Source organism: Streptococcus sp. HMSC076C08 (genome assembly GCF_001810825.1).
Lineage (GTDB): Bacteria > Bacillota > Bacilli > Lactobacillales > Streptococcaceae > Streptococcus.
This window is the reverse complement of record NZ_KV802736.1, coordinates 190,300-208,726: the sequence shown is the minus strand read 5'-3', so window position 1 is coordinate 208,726 and position 18,427 is coordinate 190,300. Positions and strand designations below refer to the sequence as shown.

12 protein-coding genes are annotated in these 18,427 nt (G+C 44.9%); 11 read left to right on the top strand and 1 reads right to left on the bottom strand.

The features are described 5' to 3' along the window. The first annotated feature begins 116 nt into the window (after positions 1-116). The 6 genes from nt5e to HMPREF2766_RS09285 all read left to right on the top strand — a co-directional run bounded on the left by nt5e (position 117) and on the right by HMPREF2766_RS09285 (position 7,987). Complete coding sequence (gene nt5e / locus HMPREF2766_RS09310) at positions 117-2,168, top strand: cell surface ecto-5'-nucleotidase Nt5e (protein WP_070569521.1); 2,052 nt, start codon at positions 117-119, stop codon at positions 2,166-2,168. A 148-nt stretch (positions 2,169-2,316) separates the two neighbouring features. After that, a complete protein-coding gene (adcR, locus tag HMPREF2766_RS09305; protein ID WP_001249325.1) occupies positions 2,317-2,757 on the top strand; it encodes a zinc-dependent transcriptional regulator AdcR in 441 nt (146 codons plus the stop codon). Further along, entirely contained in the window at positions 2,757-3,461 is a 705-nt protein-coding gene (locus tag HMPREF2766_RS09300; protein WP_070569518.1) for a metal ABC transporter ATP-binding protein, read from the top strand. Before adcR ends, HMPREF2766_RS09300 begins: the two co-directional genes overlap by 1 nt. Further along, positions 3,454-4,260: a metal ABC transporter permease gene (locus HMPREF2766_RS09295; protein WP_000950023.1), complete on the top strand. Its 807-nt coding sequence runs from the start codon at positions 3,454-3,456 to the stop codon at positions 4,258-4,260. Before HMPREF2766_RS09300 ends, HMPREF2766_RS09295 begins: the two co-directional genes overlap by 8 nt. Before the next feature lie 9 nt (positions 4,261-4,269). Then, a complete protein-coding gene (locus tag HMPREF2766_RS09290) occupies positions 4,270-5,775 on the top strand; it encodes a zinc ABC transporter substrate-binding protein AdcA (protein WP_070569515.1) in 1,506 nt (501 codons plus the stop codon). Positions 5,776-6,307: 532 nt separating this feature from the next. Next, the gene (locus tag HMPREF2766_RS09285; RefSeq protein WP_070569627.1) at positions 6,308-7,987 is read left to right on the top strand and encodes an alpha-L-fucosidase; all 1,680 of its coding nucleotides are present in this window, start codon (positions 6,308-6,310) and stop codon (positions 7,985-7,987) included. 36 nt (positions 7,988-8,023) lie between these two features. On the opposite strand, the gene HMPREF2766_RS09280 is transcribed toward HMPREF2766_RS09285, so the two are convergent. After that, a complete protein-coding gene (locus HMPREF2766_RS09280) occupies positions 8,024-10,111 on the bottom strand; it encodes a GH92 family glycosyl hydrolase (protein ID WP_070569512.1) in 2,088 nt (695 codons plus the stop codon). Positions 10,112-10,281: 170 nt separating this feature from the next. On the opposite strand from HMPREF2766_RS09280, the gene HMPREF2766_RS09275 reads away from it, so the two are divergent. From HMPREF2766_RS09275 to HMPREF2766_RS09250, 5 genes are all read left to right on the top strand, one after another. Then, on the top strand, positions 10,282-11,562 hold the full coding sequence (locus tag HMPREF2766_RS09275; protein ID WP_070569510.1) for a glycoside hydrolase family 125 protein: 1,281 nt from the start codon (positions 10,282-10,284) through the stop codon (positions 11,560-11,562). A 242-nt stretch (positions 11,563-11,804) separates the two neighbouring features. Beyond that, on the top strand, positions 11,805-14,450 hold the full coding sequence (locus HMPREF2766_RS09265) for an alpha-mannosidase (RefSeq protein ID WP_070569507.1): 2,646 nt from the start codon (positions 11,805-11,807) through the stop codon (positions 14,448-14,450). A gap of 96 nt (positions 14,451-14,546) precedes the next feature. Then, the gene (locus tag HMPREF2766_RS09260) at positions 14,547-15,416 is read left to right on the top strand and encodes an ROK family protein (RefSeq protein ID WP_070569504.1); all 870 of its coding nucleotides are present in this window, start codon (positions 14,547-14,549) and stop codon (positions 15,414-15,416) included. Beyond that, entirely contained in the window at positions 15,410-17,290 is a 1,881-nt protein-coding gene (locus tag HMPREF2766_RS09255) for a beta-N-acetylhexosaminidase (RefSeq protein WP_070569501.1), read from the top strand. Before HMPREF2766_RS09260 ends, HMPREF2766_RS09255 begins: the two co-directional genes overlap by 7 nt. Before the next feature lie 200 nt (positions 17,291-17,490). Further along, the gene (locus HMPREF2766_RS09250) at positions 17,491-18,420 is read left to right on the top strand and encodes an ABC transporter permease (RefSeq protein WP_000714584.1); all 930 of its coding nucleotides are present in this window, start codon (positions 17,491-17,493) and stop codon (positions 18,418-18,420) included. Positions 18,421-18,427: the final 7 nt, after the last annotated feature.

Sequence of the window (18,427 nt, the reverse complement as noted above, 5' to 3'; positions counted from 1 at the left end):
CCCAAGCTTTTTTGTTTAAATGGCGAATATTTAAGATAAAAATAGGTCAAAAGTTTCAAAATTTTTAGAAATAGCGTATAATATAAAAGAGAAAAAGAAAAGAAAGGGATTTTAAAATGAACAAACGTTCTTTGTTACCTGTCTTATCGACAGCCCTGTTAGCTCCAGCCTTCTTAGCTGGACAAGTATACGCTGAAGAAGCAACAACTCCTGCAGAAAGTTCAGCTGTTGTAGCGACTCCTGCTACGTCGGCGACTCCAGCTCCTGTTGAGAGCCCTGCGGTACCGGAAACTTCGGAAACTTCAGAAGCGGTTGCACCTGCAGAAACTCCGTCAGCTCCTGCTGAATCTCCTAAAAGCGAAGAAAAGGACACCGTTATCTTACACACTAATGATGTCCATGGTCGTATTGTAGAGGAAAAAGGAGTAATTGGAGATGCCAAGTTAGCGACTGTCATTGAGCAGGAGCGTGCAAAATCAAATCAAAATACTCTGGTTGTTGACGCGGGAGACGCTTTCCAAGGTTTACCGATTTCCAACTCTACTAAGGGTGAAGCACGCGCTGAAATTCTCAATCAGATGCAGTATGATGCCATGGCAGTAGGAAACCATGAGTTTGACTTTGGTCTTGATGAAGTTAAAAAATACAAGGAAATCTTGAAATTCCCATTACTTAGTTCAAATACCTACGTCAATGGTGCTCGTCTCTTTGAAGCTTCCACAATCGTTGATAAAGATAAGACTGTGGAAGGTGATGAGTTTGTTGTAATCGGCGTGACAACACCTGAAACTGCTACAAAAACCCACCCTAAAAACATTAAAGGGGTAACTTTTACAGATCCAATCTCTGAAGTCAATAAGGTCATCGAAGAAGTTCAAGCCAAGGCTCGTGCAGAAGGTAAGGACTACAAACACTATGTTGTGCTTGCTCACTTGGGTGTAGATACCACAACTCCAGTCGAGTGGCGTGGTTCAACCTTGGCAGAAGCTCTCTCTAAAAATCCTCGTTTGAAAGGGAAACGCGTAACAGTAATCGACGGTCACTCTCATACAGTAGAATCAACGACCTATGGAGATAATGTTACCTATAACCAGACGGGAAGCTACCTTCATAATGTAGGAAAAATCACCTACAAATCACGTCAGCTTTTGGGCAATCCAACTCAGATTCCGGCTGCTGATGCTAAAAAATTACCAGCTAATCCTACAGTTGAAAAACTAGTCAAAGACATTAAACAAAAATACGATGCTGAAAATGCTGTTGAGATTGTCTCAAACAGCCCTGTGGAACTCAACGGAGATCGTGAAAATGTTCGGGTTCGTGAAACCAACCTCGGAAACGTCGTAGCAGACTCCCTCTATCAGTACGGTCAGACAGGATTTAGCCATCCGACAGACATCGCTGTGACAAATGGTGGTGGCTTGCGTGAAACCATTGCAAAAGGCAAACCGATCACTAAAGGAAATGTCATTGCCGTTCTTCCATTTGGAAATACCATCTCACAAATCCAAGTGACGGGGCAACAAGTATTGGATATGTTTGAAAAGTCACTCGGATCTATCTTGCAGGTCGATAAGGATGGCAAGAAGGTCTTGGATGAGAACGGGCAACCATTGCTAGAACCAAGTGGTGGCTTCTTGCAAGTTTCAGGTGTGAAGGTCTACTATGATACCAACCTACCATCAGGTAAACGTGTCTTGGCTATCCAGGTCAAAAACCGCACGACTGGTCGTTATGATCTCCTAGACCTCGCAAAAACTTACTATCTTGCAACCAATGATTTCCTAGCTGCGGGTGGTGATGGCTACACGATGTTGGGTGGTGCGCGTGAAGAAGGTCCTTCTATGGATGCAGCCTTTGAAGAGTATCTGAAAACTGCTGATTTGACCCAGTATGAAAAGATCAATCCGAACTCACGGACGATTTCTGTGGACTCTACAACTTTTAGTCTACCAGTAGAAACACCTCAAACGAATGCAGCTGCTAACGATGCGACTACAAATGTGCCATTGACTTATGAGGTGGCAGGTCAATTTAGCAAGAAGGCAGTTGTCTCAGAAAAAGCCCTCCCAAATACAGGAAGTGAACAGTCCATCTTCTTGCTCTTGATGGGAATGGTTGCTGGTTTGGCAGGTATCTTATCGAGTCGAAAACCAAAGCTAAAATAGGTTAAATTTCATATCTAGAAGAGTCTAGGGAAACGTTTTTACGCCTTTTTCCCTTGACTCTTTTTTGGTTTATGATATAATTAACCAGTAAAGAATCGGTGCCTATCTAATTTTTTTTACGAAAAGATAGCTTGGGAAGGAGTAACACATGAGACAGCTTGCACAGGAAATCGATAACTTTTTAAACGAGGTGATCTTGAGATCTGAGAACCAGCATGAAATTCTGATCGGGCATTGTACCAGTGATGTAGCCTTGACCAATACTCAGGAACACATCCTCATGCTCTTGTCAGAAGAATCCTTAACCAACTCGGAGTTAGCCCGTCGCCTCAATGTCAGTCAGGCGGCAGTGACCAAGGCTATCAAGTCTTTGGTCAAAGAGGGTATGTTAGAGACATCCAGAGATCCCAAGGATGCGCGTGTGATCTTTTATCAACTGACAGAGCTAGCTCGACCAGTAGCGGCAGAACACCACCATCATCATGAACACACGCTCTCAGCCTATGAACAAGTAGCAAATCAGTTTACTCCAAATGAACAAGAAGTCATCCAGCGGTTTTTAACTGCTTTAGTAGGAGAAATCAAATAATGCGGTATATTACAGTAGAGGACTTGTCTTTCTATTATGACAAAGAGCCTGTCCTCGAGCACATCAACTACAGTGTTGATAGCGGGGAGTTTGTCACCTTGACTGGTGAAAATGGAGCTGCCAAGACGACGCTGATCAAGGCTAGTCTAGGCATCTTGCAGCCGAGATTTGGCAAGGTAACCGTCTCAAAGACAAACACTCATGGGAAAAAGCTTAGGATAGCTTATCTTCCCCAGCAGATTGCCAGTTTTAATGCTGGATTTCCAAGTACAGTTTATGAATTTGTCAAGTCGGGTCGCTATCCGCGAAAGGGTTGGTTTCGTCGTTTGAACGCCCATGATGAGGAGCATATCAAGGCCAGTCTAGACTCAGTTGGTATGTGGGAACACCGTGACAAACGAATTGGCTCCCTTTCGGGAGGGCAAAAGCAACGAGCAGTGATTGCTCGGATGTTTGCTTCTGACCCAGATATCTTTGTCCTAGATGAGCCGACGACAGGGATGGATGCAGGGAGTAAAAATGAATTTTACGAACTCATGCACCATAGTGCCCACCATCATGGCAAGGCTGTTTTGATGATTACCCATGACCCTGAGGAGGTCAAGGACTATGCGGATCGCAATATCCATCTAGTGCGCAATCAAGACTCGCCGTGGCGTTGTTTCAATGTTCACGAAAGCGACCAGGAGGTGGACCATGCTTAGTTTGTTATCCTATGACTTCATGCAGCGTGCCTTCTTGGCGGTCATTGCCATGAGTCTCTTTTCTCCAGTTCTCGGGACCTTCCTTATCTTACGTCGTCAGAGTCTCATGAGTGATACACTCAGCCACGTTTCTTTGTCTGGTGTAGCCTTTGGTCTGGTTTTGGGGATTTCTCCAACTATTTCAACCATTGCTATCGTCTTGATCGCTGCGGTCTTTCTAGAGTATCTCCGTACAGTCTATAAGAACTTTATGGAAATCGGAACTGCCATCCTCATGTCTACAGGGCTTGCAGTCTCCCTTATTGTGATGAGTAAGGGAAAAAGTTCGAGTTCCATGAGTTTGGACCAGTATCTCTTTGGTTCGATTGTGACCATTAGCCAGGAGCAGGTGATATTCCTCTTTGCTATTGCGGCGGTCGTTTTACTCTTGACTTTCTTGTTCTTGCGACCAATGTATATCCTGACTTTTGATGAGGACACGGCCTTTGTAGATGGACTTCCAGTTCGTACCATGTCTATTCTTTTTAACATGGTGACAGGGGTGGCCATTGCCCTTATGATACCAGCGGCAGGAGCCCTTTTGGTATCGACCATTATGGTCTTGCCGGCTAGTATTGCCCTGCGTCTGGGGAAAAACTTTAAATCCGTTATGTTACTAGCCAGCGCTATTGGCTTTTTGGGAATGGTGGCAGGTCTCTATATTTCCTACTATGCGGAAACACCTGCCAGCGCTAGTATCACCATTATCTTTGTAGCTGTCTTTTTGTTAGTCAGTCTACTGAAACGTTTTATCAAATAGGAGAATGAAATGAAAAAACTGAGCATACTACTAGCTAGTCTATGTGCCTTGTTTTTAGTGGCTTGTTCCAATCAAAAGCAGGCAGATGGGAAGCTAAATATCGTGACAACCTTTTACCCTGTCTACGAATTTACCAAACAAGTCGCAGGAGATACCGCTAATGTAGAACTTCTAATCGGTGCTGGTACAGAACCCCATGAATATGAACCGTCTGCTAAGGCAGTTGCTAAAATCCAAGATGCAGATACCTTTGTCTATGAAAATGAAAATATGGAAACTTGGGTTCCAAAATTACTAGAATCCTTGGATAAGAAAAAAGTGAAAACCATCAAGGCGACAGGTGATATGCTCCTCTTGCCAGGTGGTGAGGAAGAAGAGGAAGGGCATGATCATGGTGGTGAGGGTCACCATCACGACTACGATCCCCACGTTTGGCTTTCACCAGCACGCGCCATCAAACTGGTAGAGCATATCCGTGACAGCTTGTCAGCAGATTATCCTGATAAAAAAGAGACTTTTGAGAAGAATGCGGCTGCCTATATCGAAAAATTGCAAGCCTTGGACAAGGCCTATACAGATGGCTTGTCTCAAGCTAAACAAAAGAGTTTTGTGACCCAGCACGCAGCCTTCCGATACTTGGCTTTGGACTACGGTCTCAAGCAAGTATCCATCTCAGGTCTCTCACCAGATGCAGAACCATCAGCTGCACGTTTAGCAGAATTGACAGAGTATATCAAGAAAAACAAGATTTCTTATATCTACTTTGAAGAGAATGCCTCTCAAGCCCTTGCCAATACCCTTTCCAAAGAAACAGGTGTCAAACTAGACGTGCTCAATCCGCTAGAAAGTTTGACAGAAGAAGCAACCAAGGCTGGTGAGGACTATATCTCCGTGATGGAGAAAAACCTCAAGGCTTTGAAGCAGACAACGGACCAAGAAGGACCAGAAATCGAGCCAGAGAAGGAAGAAAATACCAAGACAGTTCACAATGGTTACTTTGAGGATGCAGATGTCAAAGACCGTACCTTGAGTGACTATGTAGGCAACTGGCAGTCAGTTTATCCTTTCCTTGAGGATGGAACCTTTGATCAAGTCTTTGACTACAAGGCTAAGTTGACTGGCAAGATGACCAAGGATGAGTACAAGGCCTACTATAGAAAAGGCTATCAGACAGATGTGACTAAAATCAACATTACGGATAATACTATGGAATTTGTTCAAGGTGGCCAAAGCAAGAAATTCACCTACAAGTATGTCGGCAAGAAAATCTTGACTTATAAGAAAGGCAATCGTGGCGTGCGCTTCCTCTTTGAAGCGACAGATGCGGATGCTGGACAGTTCAAGTACGTTCAGTTTAGTGACCACAATATCGCCCCAGTCAAGGCAGAACATTTCCATATCTTCTTTGGAGGTACTAGCCAAGAAGCCCTCTTTGAAGAGATGGATAACTGGCCAACCTACTATCCAGATAACCTATCTGGCCAAGAAATTGCCCAAGAAATGTTGGCGCATTGATGCAAGAGAAGATCCCGCAAATCTGCGGGATTTTTTGCTAGAAACGATTATCTGAGTAGGTTGTGGCCGTAATAGCACTACAGCTGAGCTGTTCAGAATGTGATAAAGAAGTCATTTTCTACTGGCTGATTCTCACTAGCTGACGAATGCAAAAGCTACGATTGTACAAATTATAGAATCTTTTCAGGGGATTTAGGAAGGAATCTTCGTCATATTGACGCTACTATCGCTTTTTGTTATAGTCAAGGAGAGAGCAGTCCGGAACAATAGTTTATTCACAGTCTGTGGATAAGTCTAGGGGAAAATGACATACAACTCAGGGTGTTGAAGTATCCTGAAAATAGTTCCGTATGTTAGTGAATTTCTGGAAAGCTAGTATAAACCCTAGTACAGAGCTATTTGATAAAGGTCTGTTTAGGGTGACAGGTGAGCTAGAGACTGAAAAAACTAGTCTTTAGGCAGGTTTTCTTATCCACAACCTGTGGATAACTTTGGGAACAAGAGAAATAATCAGAGAAAGAGATATGAGATGATGACGAAAATAAAGCCGCATGGACCATTACCAAGTCAGACCCAGCTAGCTTATTTAGAGGATGAACTAGCTGCCTTTATCCATTTTGGTCCCAATACCTTTTATGACCAGGAATGGGGAAGTGGGCAAGAGGATCCTATGCGTTTTAACCCGACTAAGTTGGATGCGCGTGAATGGGTTCGGGTACTCAAAGAAACGGGTTTTAAAAAACTGATTTTGGTGGTTAAGCACCATGATGGTTTTGTGCTCTACCCGACAGCCCATACAGACTATTCGGTCAAGGCTAGCCCTTGGAGGGATGGAAAGGGGGACTTGCTCCTTGAGGTTTCCCAAGCTGCGACTGAGTTTGACATGGATTTGGGAGTGTATTTGTCTCCTTGGGATGCTCACAGTTCCCTCTATCACGTGGACCGAGAAGCGGACTACAATGCCTACTATCTGGCTCAATTGAAGGAAATTTTGTCAAATCCTGCCTATGGGAATGTCGGTAAGTTCACTGAGGTGTGGATAGATGGTGCTCGAGGAGAAGGGGCCCAGCAAGTCAACTATGAGTTTGAGACTTGGTTTGAAACCATTCGTGACTTGCAGGGCGATTGTTTGATTTTCTCAACTGAGGGAACTAGTATTCGCTGGATTGGAAATGAACGAGGCTATGCAGGGGATCCCTTGTGGCAAAAAGTCAAGCCAGACCAGTTAGGAACAGAGGCGGAATTAGATTATCTACAGCAAGGAGACCCCTTTGGGACGCTATTTTCAATCGGTGAGGCAGATGTTTCTCTTCGGCCGGGCTGGTTTTACCATGAGGATCAGGACCCCAAGTCTCTCGAGGAGTTGGTCGAAATCTACTTTCACTCGGTAGGGCGGGGAACTCCACTCTTGCTTAATATCCCACCGAACCAAGATGGCCTCTTTGACGAAAAAGATATCCGGCGACTGTATGAATTTGCTGTCTACCGTGACGAACTCTATAAAGAGGATTTGGCTTTGGGAGCCAAGGTATCTGGTCCGGCTCTATCATCAGACTTTGCTTGTCATCATCTGACAGATGGACTGGAGGCTAGTTCTTGGGCAAGTGATGCAGAGTTGCCAATCCAATTAGAGCTCGATTTAGGATCACCTAAAACTTTTGATGTGATTGAGTTAAGAGAAGATTTGAAGCTGGGGCAACGCATCGCTGCTTTCCATGTTCAGGTAGAGTTGGATGGCGTCTGGCAGGAGTTTGGCTCTGGTTATACTGTTGGCTACAAACGTCTCTTACGAGGATCAGTCGTTGAGGCGCAGAAGATACGCGTGACCATTACAGAGGCACAGGCTTTGCCTTTGTTGACCAAGATTTCACTCTATAAAACACCTACCTTGTCGAAAAAAGAAACTGTTCAGCAACTAGAGTTTTCAGAAAAAAGTCTAGCTGTGACCAAGGGAGAAAATGTCTACTTTACAGTGAAGCGCATAGAATTTAGCAGTCCTTTAGAAGCTAAGATTTCGATTCAACCAGGGACAGGTGTGCATGGTGTCGCCTATCGGGACGAGATTCAAGTCCTTACGTTTCAAGCTGGTGAGACTGAAAAAAGGCTAACGCTACCAACCTTGTATTTTGCAGGAGATAAAAGCTTAGATTTTTATCTGAATTTGACAGTAGATGGTCAGCTGGTTGACCAGCTTCAGGTCCAAGTTTCATAAAAGAAGAACCTTTGCGCGATGCAAAGGTTCTTTTGGTTAGGAGTGATTTGGTAGCCAGCTGAGGGTGAAGGTCAGTTGCTCAGCTTTCAAGAGGTCTTGGTGTTGAAGGCTAGATACTATGGTCTTGTCCAATCGGCATTCTTTGACAAAGTTGAAGTGGCTGTGGTTTTGCTTGGCATGGATATCCAGCCATTTATTTTCCTTAGCCAGGTAGATACGGAGATGGTCAAAGAGAGGAATTCCGAGATCGTAACTTGGTTTGCCTGGACAGGTTGGGTAGAATCCCAGAGCTGACCAGATATACCAAGCAGAGAGACTGCCATTGTCCTCATCGCCAGGATAGGCTTGCCAGCTGGGGTGAAAGGCTTTTTGACGCAAGGTCTTGATGAGAAGGGCAGTGTAGTCTGGGTGGTTGCTGTAGCGAAAGAGATATGGAATGTGGAAGCTAGGCTGGTTAGAGATGGCGAGTTGTCCAAAGGGAGCTGTTGCCATCTCGCTCATTTCATGAATCTCGTAACCATAGCCGGTGGTTTCAAAGAGAGGAGCGTCCTGACAGGCTTTCAAAAGATAATTGCTGAAGGCTTCTTTTCCACCCATAAGCTGGATTAAGCCTGGGATGTCATGGAGGACGCCTAAAGTCGCTTGAATGGCAGAGCATTCGGCGTAGTCGCGTCCCCAACTATAGGGAGAGAAGTCAGGGCGGAAGTTTCCTTGATAATCACGCGCTCGCATGTAACCTGTTTCAGCATCAAATAGATGACGGTAATTTTGAGACGCAGTTCTATAAGTTTCCGCGATGTCATTCTGACCTAGTTTTTCGGCACAGCTGGCGATGCAAAAATCACTATAGGCGTAGTCTAGGGTGTGGCTGACGCTTTCGTGGTGGTCGGTAGAGAGGTAGCCAAGTTCTTGGTATTGGGCTAGTCCGTGGCGGCCATTGATGCCGAGAGGGTCGGATTTGGTGGCTGTTTCAAGCATGGCTTGGAGGAGTTCTTCTTCCAAGTCGGGGGCCATATCCTTGCAGGCGCTATCTGCGATAACGCCATCTAGCAGGGTACCAGGCATCATGCCACGTTCATCTGGGGCCAGCCATTTTGGCAGGAATCCAGTATCGTGGTAGCTATTGAGGAAACCTTCTAAAAAGTGGTGATAGTGCTCCGGTATGATAAGGGCAAAGAGGGGGAAGGTGGTGCGGAAGGTATCCCAGAAACCATTGTTGCTAAAGAGGACGCCGGGTTTGACAGTACCAGTAGTCAGGTCCATGTGAATGGCTTGCCCTGATTCATTAACCTCATAAAAAGTCTGTGGGAAGAGGAAGAGTCTGTAAAGGCAGTGATCAAAGAAGGTTCGGTCAGCTTTTCCTGTCTCCATAATATCAAAACGATGGAGGAGATTTTCCCAGTCCGCTTGTGCATTTTCTTTACAGCTATCGAAGTCCGTTTGAGGTAGATTGAGCAGCGCTTGAGAAGGAGAAATAAAGGAAGTCGCTAGTTGAATCTCGGCATGGCTATTTGCGAAGTCAATCCGCCAGTTTCCGCTTTCTTGGTTGACAGCAAGAATATCCGTATTTATTTGTAGGGCGGTGAAGAGTATCAGTGGATTTTTATTGGTCTCAGTTTTGCCTTCTTGTCTTAGGACAAGAGTCCGCTTATCTACTTGCTCTACGGTCAGTTCATCTGCTACGTGAAGATAGAGGGAGAGGTTTTTGCCTTGCTTTTGTTCCAAACGAATAGAAGCGCCATAGCAAGTCGGTGTGAGCTGGGTTTCAATCTGATAGCGCAGAGAAAAGAGTTTCAAATAGTGAGGCTGGAAGCAAGCTTTATCTATATCATAAGAAGACTGGCGGTGAAAGAGACGGTCTCCCCCAAGCTGACCTGTGACAGGTGTCAGAAGGAGCCAAGAGTAGTCCCCAATCCAAGGGCTGGGCTGGTGAGTTAATCGAATCCCCTGAAAAATGGGCAGATGCGGATCGAAAAACCAAGCTCCCTCCTGATCGCTGGTCTGGGGCACAAAATAATTCATCCCAAAAGGCACGCCTGTGTAAGGCAGGGTATTTCCCCGAGAGAAGGCATGCTTGCTAGCAGTACCAAAGCGGGTATCGATGGTTTCAAGTAGTGGTTTCATGGTATTTCCTTTAGCTGTTTTTCTACATTATATCAGAAAAATGAGACCTTTAGATATGGGGTTCGAAAGTAAGCAATTTTGTAGAAAAATGACTATCATTTGTGTATGTATTTTCTGTCTCAAAAACTATATACTGAACATGAAACTTGTTTGAAAGAGGAAACTGCACGATGATTTATTCGAAAGAAATTGTTAGAGAATGGCTGGATGAAGTAGCAGAGCGGGTCAAGGACCATCCGGAGTGGGTGGATGTCTTCGAGCGTTGCTATACAGACACCTTGGACAATACAGTTGAAATCCTCGAAGATGGCTCGACCTTTGTACTGACAGGGGATATTCCTGCCATGTGGCTTCGGGATTCGACAGCCCAACTCAGACCCTACCTGCATGTGGCAAAAAAAGATCCTCTCTTGCGTCAGACCATTGCAGGTTTGGTCAAGCGTCAAATGACCCTAGTACTCAAAGATCCGTATGCCAACTCCTTTAACATTGAGGAAAACTGGAAGGGCCACCACGAGACTGACCATACCGACCTTAATGGTTGGATTTGGGAACGCAAGTACGAGGTGGACTCGCTTTGCTATCCTTTGCAGTTGGCTTATCTCCTTTGGAAAGAGACTGGCGAGACCAGTCAATTTGATGAGACTTTTGTCGCAGCGACCAAGGAAATTCTTCATCTGTGGATGGTGGAACAAGACCACAAGAATTCTCCTTATCGTTTTGTTCGGGATACAGACCGCAAGGAAGATACCTTGGTAAATGATGGATTTGGACCTGACTTTGCAGTGACAGGTATGACCTGGTCAGCCTTTCGTCCGAGTGATGACTGCTGCCAGTATAGCTATTTGATTCCGTCCAATATGTTTGCCGTAGTCGTCTTGGGCTATGTGCAAGAAATCTTTGCAGAACTAGACCTAGCTGATAGCCAAAACATCGTGGCAGACGCTAAACGTCTGCAAGCTGAGATTCAAGAAGGAATCGAAAACTACGCTTATACCTCCAACAGCAAGGGTGAAAAGATTTACGCCTTTGAAGTGGATGGCCTAGGAAATGCTAGCATCATGGATGATCCAAATGTACCGAGTCTGCTGGCTGCGCCTTATCTGGGCTATTGCGACATTGAAGACGAAGTGTATCAAGCCACACGCCGTACCATTCTGAGCCCTGAAAATCCATATTTCTACCAAGGTGAATATGCTAGTGGTCTCGGAAGTTCTCATACCTTCTATCGCTATATCTGGCCCATTGCCCTTTCTATCCAAGGTTTGACAACAAGAGATAAGGCAGAGAAAAAATACTTGCTGGATCAGCTGGTTGCCTGCGATGGTGGAACAGGTGTTATGCATGAAAGCTTCCACGTGGATGACCCAACGCTCTACTCACGTGAATGGTTCTCTTGGGCCAACATGATGTTCTGTGAATTAGTCTTGGATTATCTGGATATTCGCTAATACTCTTCGAAAATCTCTTCAAACCATATCAGCTTCGCCTTGCCGTAGGTATGGTTACTGACTTCATCAGTTCTATCCACAACCTCAAAGCAGTGCTTTGAGCAGACTGCGGCTAGCTTCCTAGTTTGCTCTTTGATTTTTATTGAGTATAAGGAGCTCGCTTTAGTTTCACCGATTCGTGTCAGAATCACACCTTTACATTTAAAACGTTAAAATTTAAATTTAGAATGAGGTTTTACTTCATGGAAAATGTTGTTGTACATATTATCTCACATAGTCACTGGGACCGTGAGTGGTACTTACCTTTTGAAAGCCACCGTATGCAGTTGGTGGAATTATTTGATAATCTTTTTGACCTTTTTGAAAATGACCCTGAGTTCAAGAGTTTCCACTTGGATGGCCAAACCATTGTCCTTGATGACTATTTGGAAATTCGCCCTGAAAATCGCGACAAAGTCCAAGGTTACATCGACCAAGGCAAACTCAAAATTGGTCCCTTTTACATCTTGCAGGATGATTACTTGATTTCTAGTGAAGCCAATGTTCGCAATACCTTGATTGGTCAAGCAGAATGTGCAAAATGGGGCAAATCAACCCAGATTGGTTACTTCCCAGATACCTTTGGAAATATGGGACAAGCTCCTCAAATCCTTCAAAAATCAGGCATTCACGTGGCAGCTTTTGGGCGTGGTGTGAAGCCGATTGGGTTTGACAACCAAGTCCTCGAAGATGAGCAGTTTACTTCCCAGTTTTCAGAAATGTACTGGCAGGGTGCAGACGGAAGTCGTGTCCTCGGTATCCTCTTTGCCAACTGGTACAGTAACGGGAATGAAATTCCAGTTGATAAGGACGAGGCCCTAACTTTCTGGAAACAAAAATTGTCAGACGTGCGTGACTACGCTTCGACAAACCAATGGTTGATGATGAACGGATGTGATCACCAGCCTGTACAGCGCAATCTGAGTGAAGCCATTCGTGTGGCAAATGAACTCTTCCCAGATGTGACTTTTGTTCATAGTTCCTTTGATGACTATGTCCATGCAGTAGAAAGTGCTTTGCCAGAGCAGTTATCAACAGTTACAGGTGAGTTGACCAGTCAGGAAACAGATGGTTGGTACACGCTTGCCAACACTTCTTCATCACGCATTTACCTCAAACAAGCCTTCCAAGAAAATAGCAATCTCCTAGAACAAGTAGTGGAGCCATTGACTGTCATCACTGGTGGTCACAATCATAAGGACCAGTTGACCTATGCTTGGAAAGTCCTTCTACAAAATGCGCCCCATGACAGTATCTGTGGCTGTAGTGTGGACGAGGTTCACCGTGAGATGGAAACACGTTTTGCCAAGGTCAACCAAGTTGGAAATTTCGTTAAGACCAACCTTCTCAACGAGTGGAAGGGTAAAATTGCAACCCACGAAGCGCAAAGCGACCGTCTCTTTACCGTCATCAACACAGGCTTGCACGACAAGGTTGATACGGTCAGCACCGTGATTGATGTAGCGACTTGTGATTTCAAAGAATTGCACCCAACAGAAGGCTATAAGAAGATGGCAGCCTTGACCTTGCCAAGCTACCGTGTCGAAGACTTGGAAGGACATGCTGTAGAAGCGAAAATCGAAGATTTGGGAGCTAATTTTGAGTATGATTTGCCAAAAGACAAGTTCCGTCAGGCTCGTATCGCTCGACAAGTGCGCGTGACAGTCCCTGTTCATCTAGCATCACTTTCTTGGACAACCTTCCAATTGCTTGAAGGAGAACAAGAACACCGTGACGGTATTTACCAAAATGGAGTGATTGATACGCCATTTGTAACGGTCAGTGTGGATGAAAACATCACGGTCTACGACAAGACAACTCATGAAGCTTATGAAGATGTTATTCGCTTTGAAGACCGTGGTGACATTGGAAATGAGTACATCTATTTCCAACCAAAAGGAACAGAGCCTATCTACGCCGAGCTAAAAGGCTGTGAAGTCTTGGAAAATACAGCACGTTTTGCCAAGATTTTGCTCAAGCATGAATTGACAATTCCAGTAAGTGCAGACGAAAAACTGGATGCGGAACAAAGAGGCATCATCGAGTTTATGACGCGTGAAGCTGGGCGCTCAGAAGAATTGACAACTCTTCCTCTGGAAACAGAGATGACCGTCTTTGTTGATAATCCACAAATCCGCTTCAAGACTCGCTTTACTAACACAGCCAAGGACCACCGTATCCGTCTCTTGGTTAAGACTCATAACACACGTCCAAGCAATGACTCTGAAAGCATCTATGAGGTGGTGACACGACCAAACAAACCAGCTGCTTCTTGGGAAAATCCTGAAAATCCACAACACCAACAAGCCTTTGTCAGCCTTTATGATGATGAAAAAGGAGTGACGGTGGCAAATAAAGGATTGCATGAGTACGAAATCCTTGGAGACGATACCATTGCCGTGACCATTCTTCGTGCCTCAGGTGAATTAGGTGACTGGGGTTACTTCCCAACACCAGAGGCTCAATGCTTGCGTGAGTTTGAAGTCGAGTTTACACTTGAATGCCACCAAGCAGGGGAGCGCTTCTCAGCCTTCCGTCGTGCTAAAGCCTTCCAAACACCATTCACTAGTCTTCAAGTTGCTAAACAAGAAGGAAGTGTTGCTGCAACTGGTAGCCTCTTGAGTCATGCGGCACTCAGCTTACCACAAGTTTGCCCAACAGCCTTTAAAGTGGCGGAAAATGAAGAAGGATATGTCCTCCGTTACTACAATATGAGTCAAGAAAATGTTCGCATATCAGAACACCAACAAACCATTCTTGACTTACTTGAGCGACCATATCCCGTTCATTCAGGACTCTTAGCGCCACAAGAAATTCGTACAGAATTGATTAAAAAAGAAGACATTTAACAGTTTTAAAGTGTTTGATAACGAATACTATGAGATAGAAAGGAGGGGCGAAAGAGTAAGGATTAACTACTGATTCGTCCCTTTTTTGGTGAAAATATGACGATTGCAACCATTGATATCGGAGGGACTGGGATTAAGTTTGCCAGTCTGACTCCTGATGGAAAAATACTAGATAAGACAAGTACACCGACACCAGAAACCCTAGAAGATTTACTGACTTGGCTAGACCAATGCTTGGCAGAGAAAGATTATAAGGGCATTGCCATGAGCGTTCCAGGCGCGGTCAATCAAGAAACAGGTGTCATTGAGGGAATCAGTGCCGTACCTTACATCCATGGCTTTTCTTGGTATGAGACCCTTGCTCATCATCAACTCCCTATCCATCTAGAAAATGATGCCAACTGTGTTGGACTGAGTGAACTGCTGGCTCACCCAGAGATTGAAAATGCAGCCTGTGTCGTGATTGGGACAGGAATTGGCGGTGCCATGATTATCAATGGCAAACTTCACCGTGGTCGTCACGGCTTGGGAGGAGAGTTTGGCTATATGACAACCATTGCACCAGCAGAAAAGCTCAACAACTGGTCGCAACTAGCATCTACAGGGAACATGGTTCGATACGTGATTGAAAAATCTGGTCAGACTGACTGGGATGGTCGCAAGATTTACCAAGAGGCCGCAGCAGGAAATGCCCTTTGCCAAGAAGCCATTGAGCGCATGAACCGTAATCTAGCTCAAGGCTTGCTCAATATTCAGTATCTGATCGATCCAGATGTCATTAGTCTGGGAGGCTCCATCAGTCAAAATCCAGATTTTATCCAAGGCGTCAAACAAGCTGTCGAAGCATTTGTCGAAACCTACGAAGAATACACGGTCGCACCTGTTATCCAAGCTTGCACCTATCATGCAGATGCCAATCTCTACGGTGCCCTTGTCAACTGGCTACAGGAGGAAAACCAATGGTAAGATTTACGGGGCTTAGTCCCAAACAAACTCAGGCAATCGACTTGCTGACAAAGCATATCTCTTTACCAGATGTGGAAGTTGCAGTCGCTCAGTCTGACCAAGCCTCTATCTCTATCAAGGGTGAAAGTGGGCACTATCAACTAACCTATCGCAAACCCCATCAACTCTACCGTGCCTTGTCAGTGCTAGCAACAGCTCTAGTAGAAGGTGACAAAGTAGCGATTGGGGAGCAGGCGGCTTATGAAGATTTGGCCTACATGGCAGACTGTTCCCGAAATGCGGTGCTGAATGTCGCTTCTGCTAAGCAGATGATTGAGGTCTTGGCTCTCATGGGCTACTCAACCTTTGAGCTTTACATGGAAGATACTTATCAGATTGAGGGACAACCTTACTTTGGTTATTTCCGTGGTGCCTACTCGGCTGAGGAGTTGCAGGAAATAGAAGCCTACGCCCAGCAGTTTGACATGACCTTTGTGCCTTGTATCCAGACCTTGGCCCACTTGTCGGCCTTCGTCAAATGGGGGGTTAAGGAAGTGCAAGAACTCCGTGATGTGGAGGATATTCTCCTTATTGGCGAAAAAAAGGTTTATGATTTGATTGACGGGATGTTTGCCACTCTGTCTAAACTGCAGACACGCAAGGTCAATATCGGGATGGACGAAGCCCACTTGGTTGGTTTGGGGCGCTACCTCATTTTGAACGGTGTTGTGGACCGTAGTCTCCTCATGTGCCAACACTTGGAGCGCGTGCTGGATATTGCCGATAAGTATGGTTTCCACTGCCAAATGTGGAGTGACATGTTTTTCAAACTCATGTCAGCAGATGGCCAGTACGACCGCGATGTGGAAATTCCTGAGGAAACTCGTGTCTACCTAGACCGTCTCAAAGATCGTGTAACCTTGGTTTATTGGGATTATTACCAAGATAGCGAAGAAAAATACAACCGTAACTTCCGCAATCACCACAAGATTAGCCAAGATATCGCATTCGCAGGCGGGGCTTGGAAATGGATTGGTTTTACCCCACACAACCATTTCAGCCGTCTCATCGCTATTGAGGCCAATAAAGCCTGCCGTGCCAATCAAATCAAGGAAGTCATTGTGACTGGTTGGGGGGACAATGGTGGCGAGACAGCTCAGTTTTCTATCCTACCCAGCTTGCAAAACTGGGCAGAACTCAGCTACCGCAATGACCTAGACCGTTTGTCTGCTCACTTCAAGACCAATACAGGTCTTTCGGTTGAGGACTTTATGCAGATTGACCTAGCTAATCTCTTGCCAGACCTACCAGGCAATCTCAGCGGGATCAATCCCAACCGCTACGTCTTTTATCAGGATGTTCTTTGCCCGATTCTTGACCAGCACATGACACCTGAACAGGACAAGCCGCACTTCGCTCAGGCTGCTGAGACGCTTGCTGAAATCAAAGAAAAAGCTGGCGCCTACTCTTATCTCTTTGAAACTCAGGCCCAGTTGAACCAGATTTTAAGTAGTAAAGTGGATGTGGGCCGACGCATTCGTCAGGCCTACCAAGCGGATGATAAAGAAAATCTGAAAGAAATCGCAAGACAAGAATTACCAAAACTTAGAAGCCAAATCGAACATTTCCATACCCTCTTTAGCCGTCAATGGTTGAAAGAAAACAAGGTCTTTGGTTTGGATACGGTTGATATCCGTATGGGCGGACTTTTGCAACGCATCAAACGCGCAGAAAGCCGCATCGAGGCTTATCTGGCAGGACAGATTGACCGCATCGACGAGTTAGAGGTTGAAATCTTACCATTTACTGACTTCTACGCAGACAAGGATTTCGCAGCCACTACAGCCAACCAGTGGCATACTATTGCGACCGCATCGACGATTTATACGACTTAAAGGCATCTTTTCCGAGTCAGAGTGTTTCTCGTGAAACCTATTTCTTATAAAAAACTTCTCCACAAAAAATAATTTGTGGAGTTTTTTCTATAATTAGTAGTTTAACCTGACCTTCAAATAGGAGTATACTAATAATGTAATCGTTATCAAACCTAAAAATTCGATGAAATCAGTTTTTAGGAATAAAAAGGGAGGAAATTATGAAAAAGTTTTCAAAGACCTTGAGAGATAACTGGATCTTTCTCTTGATGGTTTTACCAGGGGCACTCTGGTTGATTCTATTCTTTTACATTCCAGTATTTGGGAATGTGGTCGCCTTTAAAGACTACCATATGACCAGTAATGGTTTCATAGATAGTATTGTGAATAGTAAATGGGTCGGGTTAGATAATTTCAGATTCTTGTTTAGTTCAAAAGATGCCTTTATCATCACTCGAAATACCGTTCTCTATAATCTCGGCTTTATCTTTATCGGTTTGATTGTATCAGTAGGGATTGCCATCATCCTCAGCGAGCTTCGCTCTAAGAGAATGGTTAAAATTTTCCAAACGTCTATGTTGTTCCCTTACTTCCTGTCATGGGTTATCATCAGTTTCTTTACAGATGCCTTCCTAAACATTGACAAAGGGGTCTTCAACCATTTCCTAACATCCATTGGCATGAAGGAAGTCAACTTCTACGCTGACTTAGGCATTTGGCCATACCTTCTCCTTTTCCTAGGTATTTGGAAAGGCTTTGGATATAGCAGTGTCATGTACTATGCGACGATCATGGGAATTGACCCCACCTACTACGAAGCAGCAACAGTGGACGGGGCTAGCAAGTGGCAACGTATTCGCAACGTAACCATTCCTCAGTTGACTCCGCTTGTAACAGTCTTGACCATCCTTGCAGTCGGAAATATCTTCCGTGCAGACTTTGGTCTCTTCTATCAAATCCCACACAATGCTGGTCAGCTTTACAATGTAACCAACGTTTTGGATGTATATGTCTTTAATGGTTTGACTCAGACAGCAGATATCGGTATGGCCTCAGCAGCCGGTCTTTACCAATCCGTAGTCGGTTTGATTCTGGTTATCCTATCAAACTTGCTTGCAAGACGAGTTGATCCAAACTCAGCTTTGTTCTAGAAAGGAG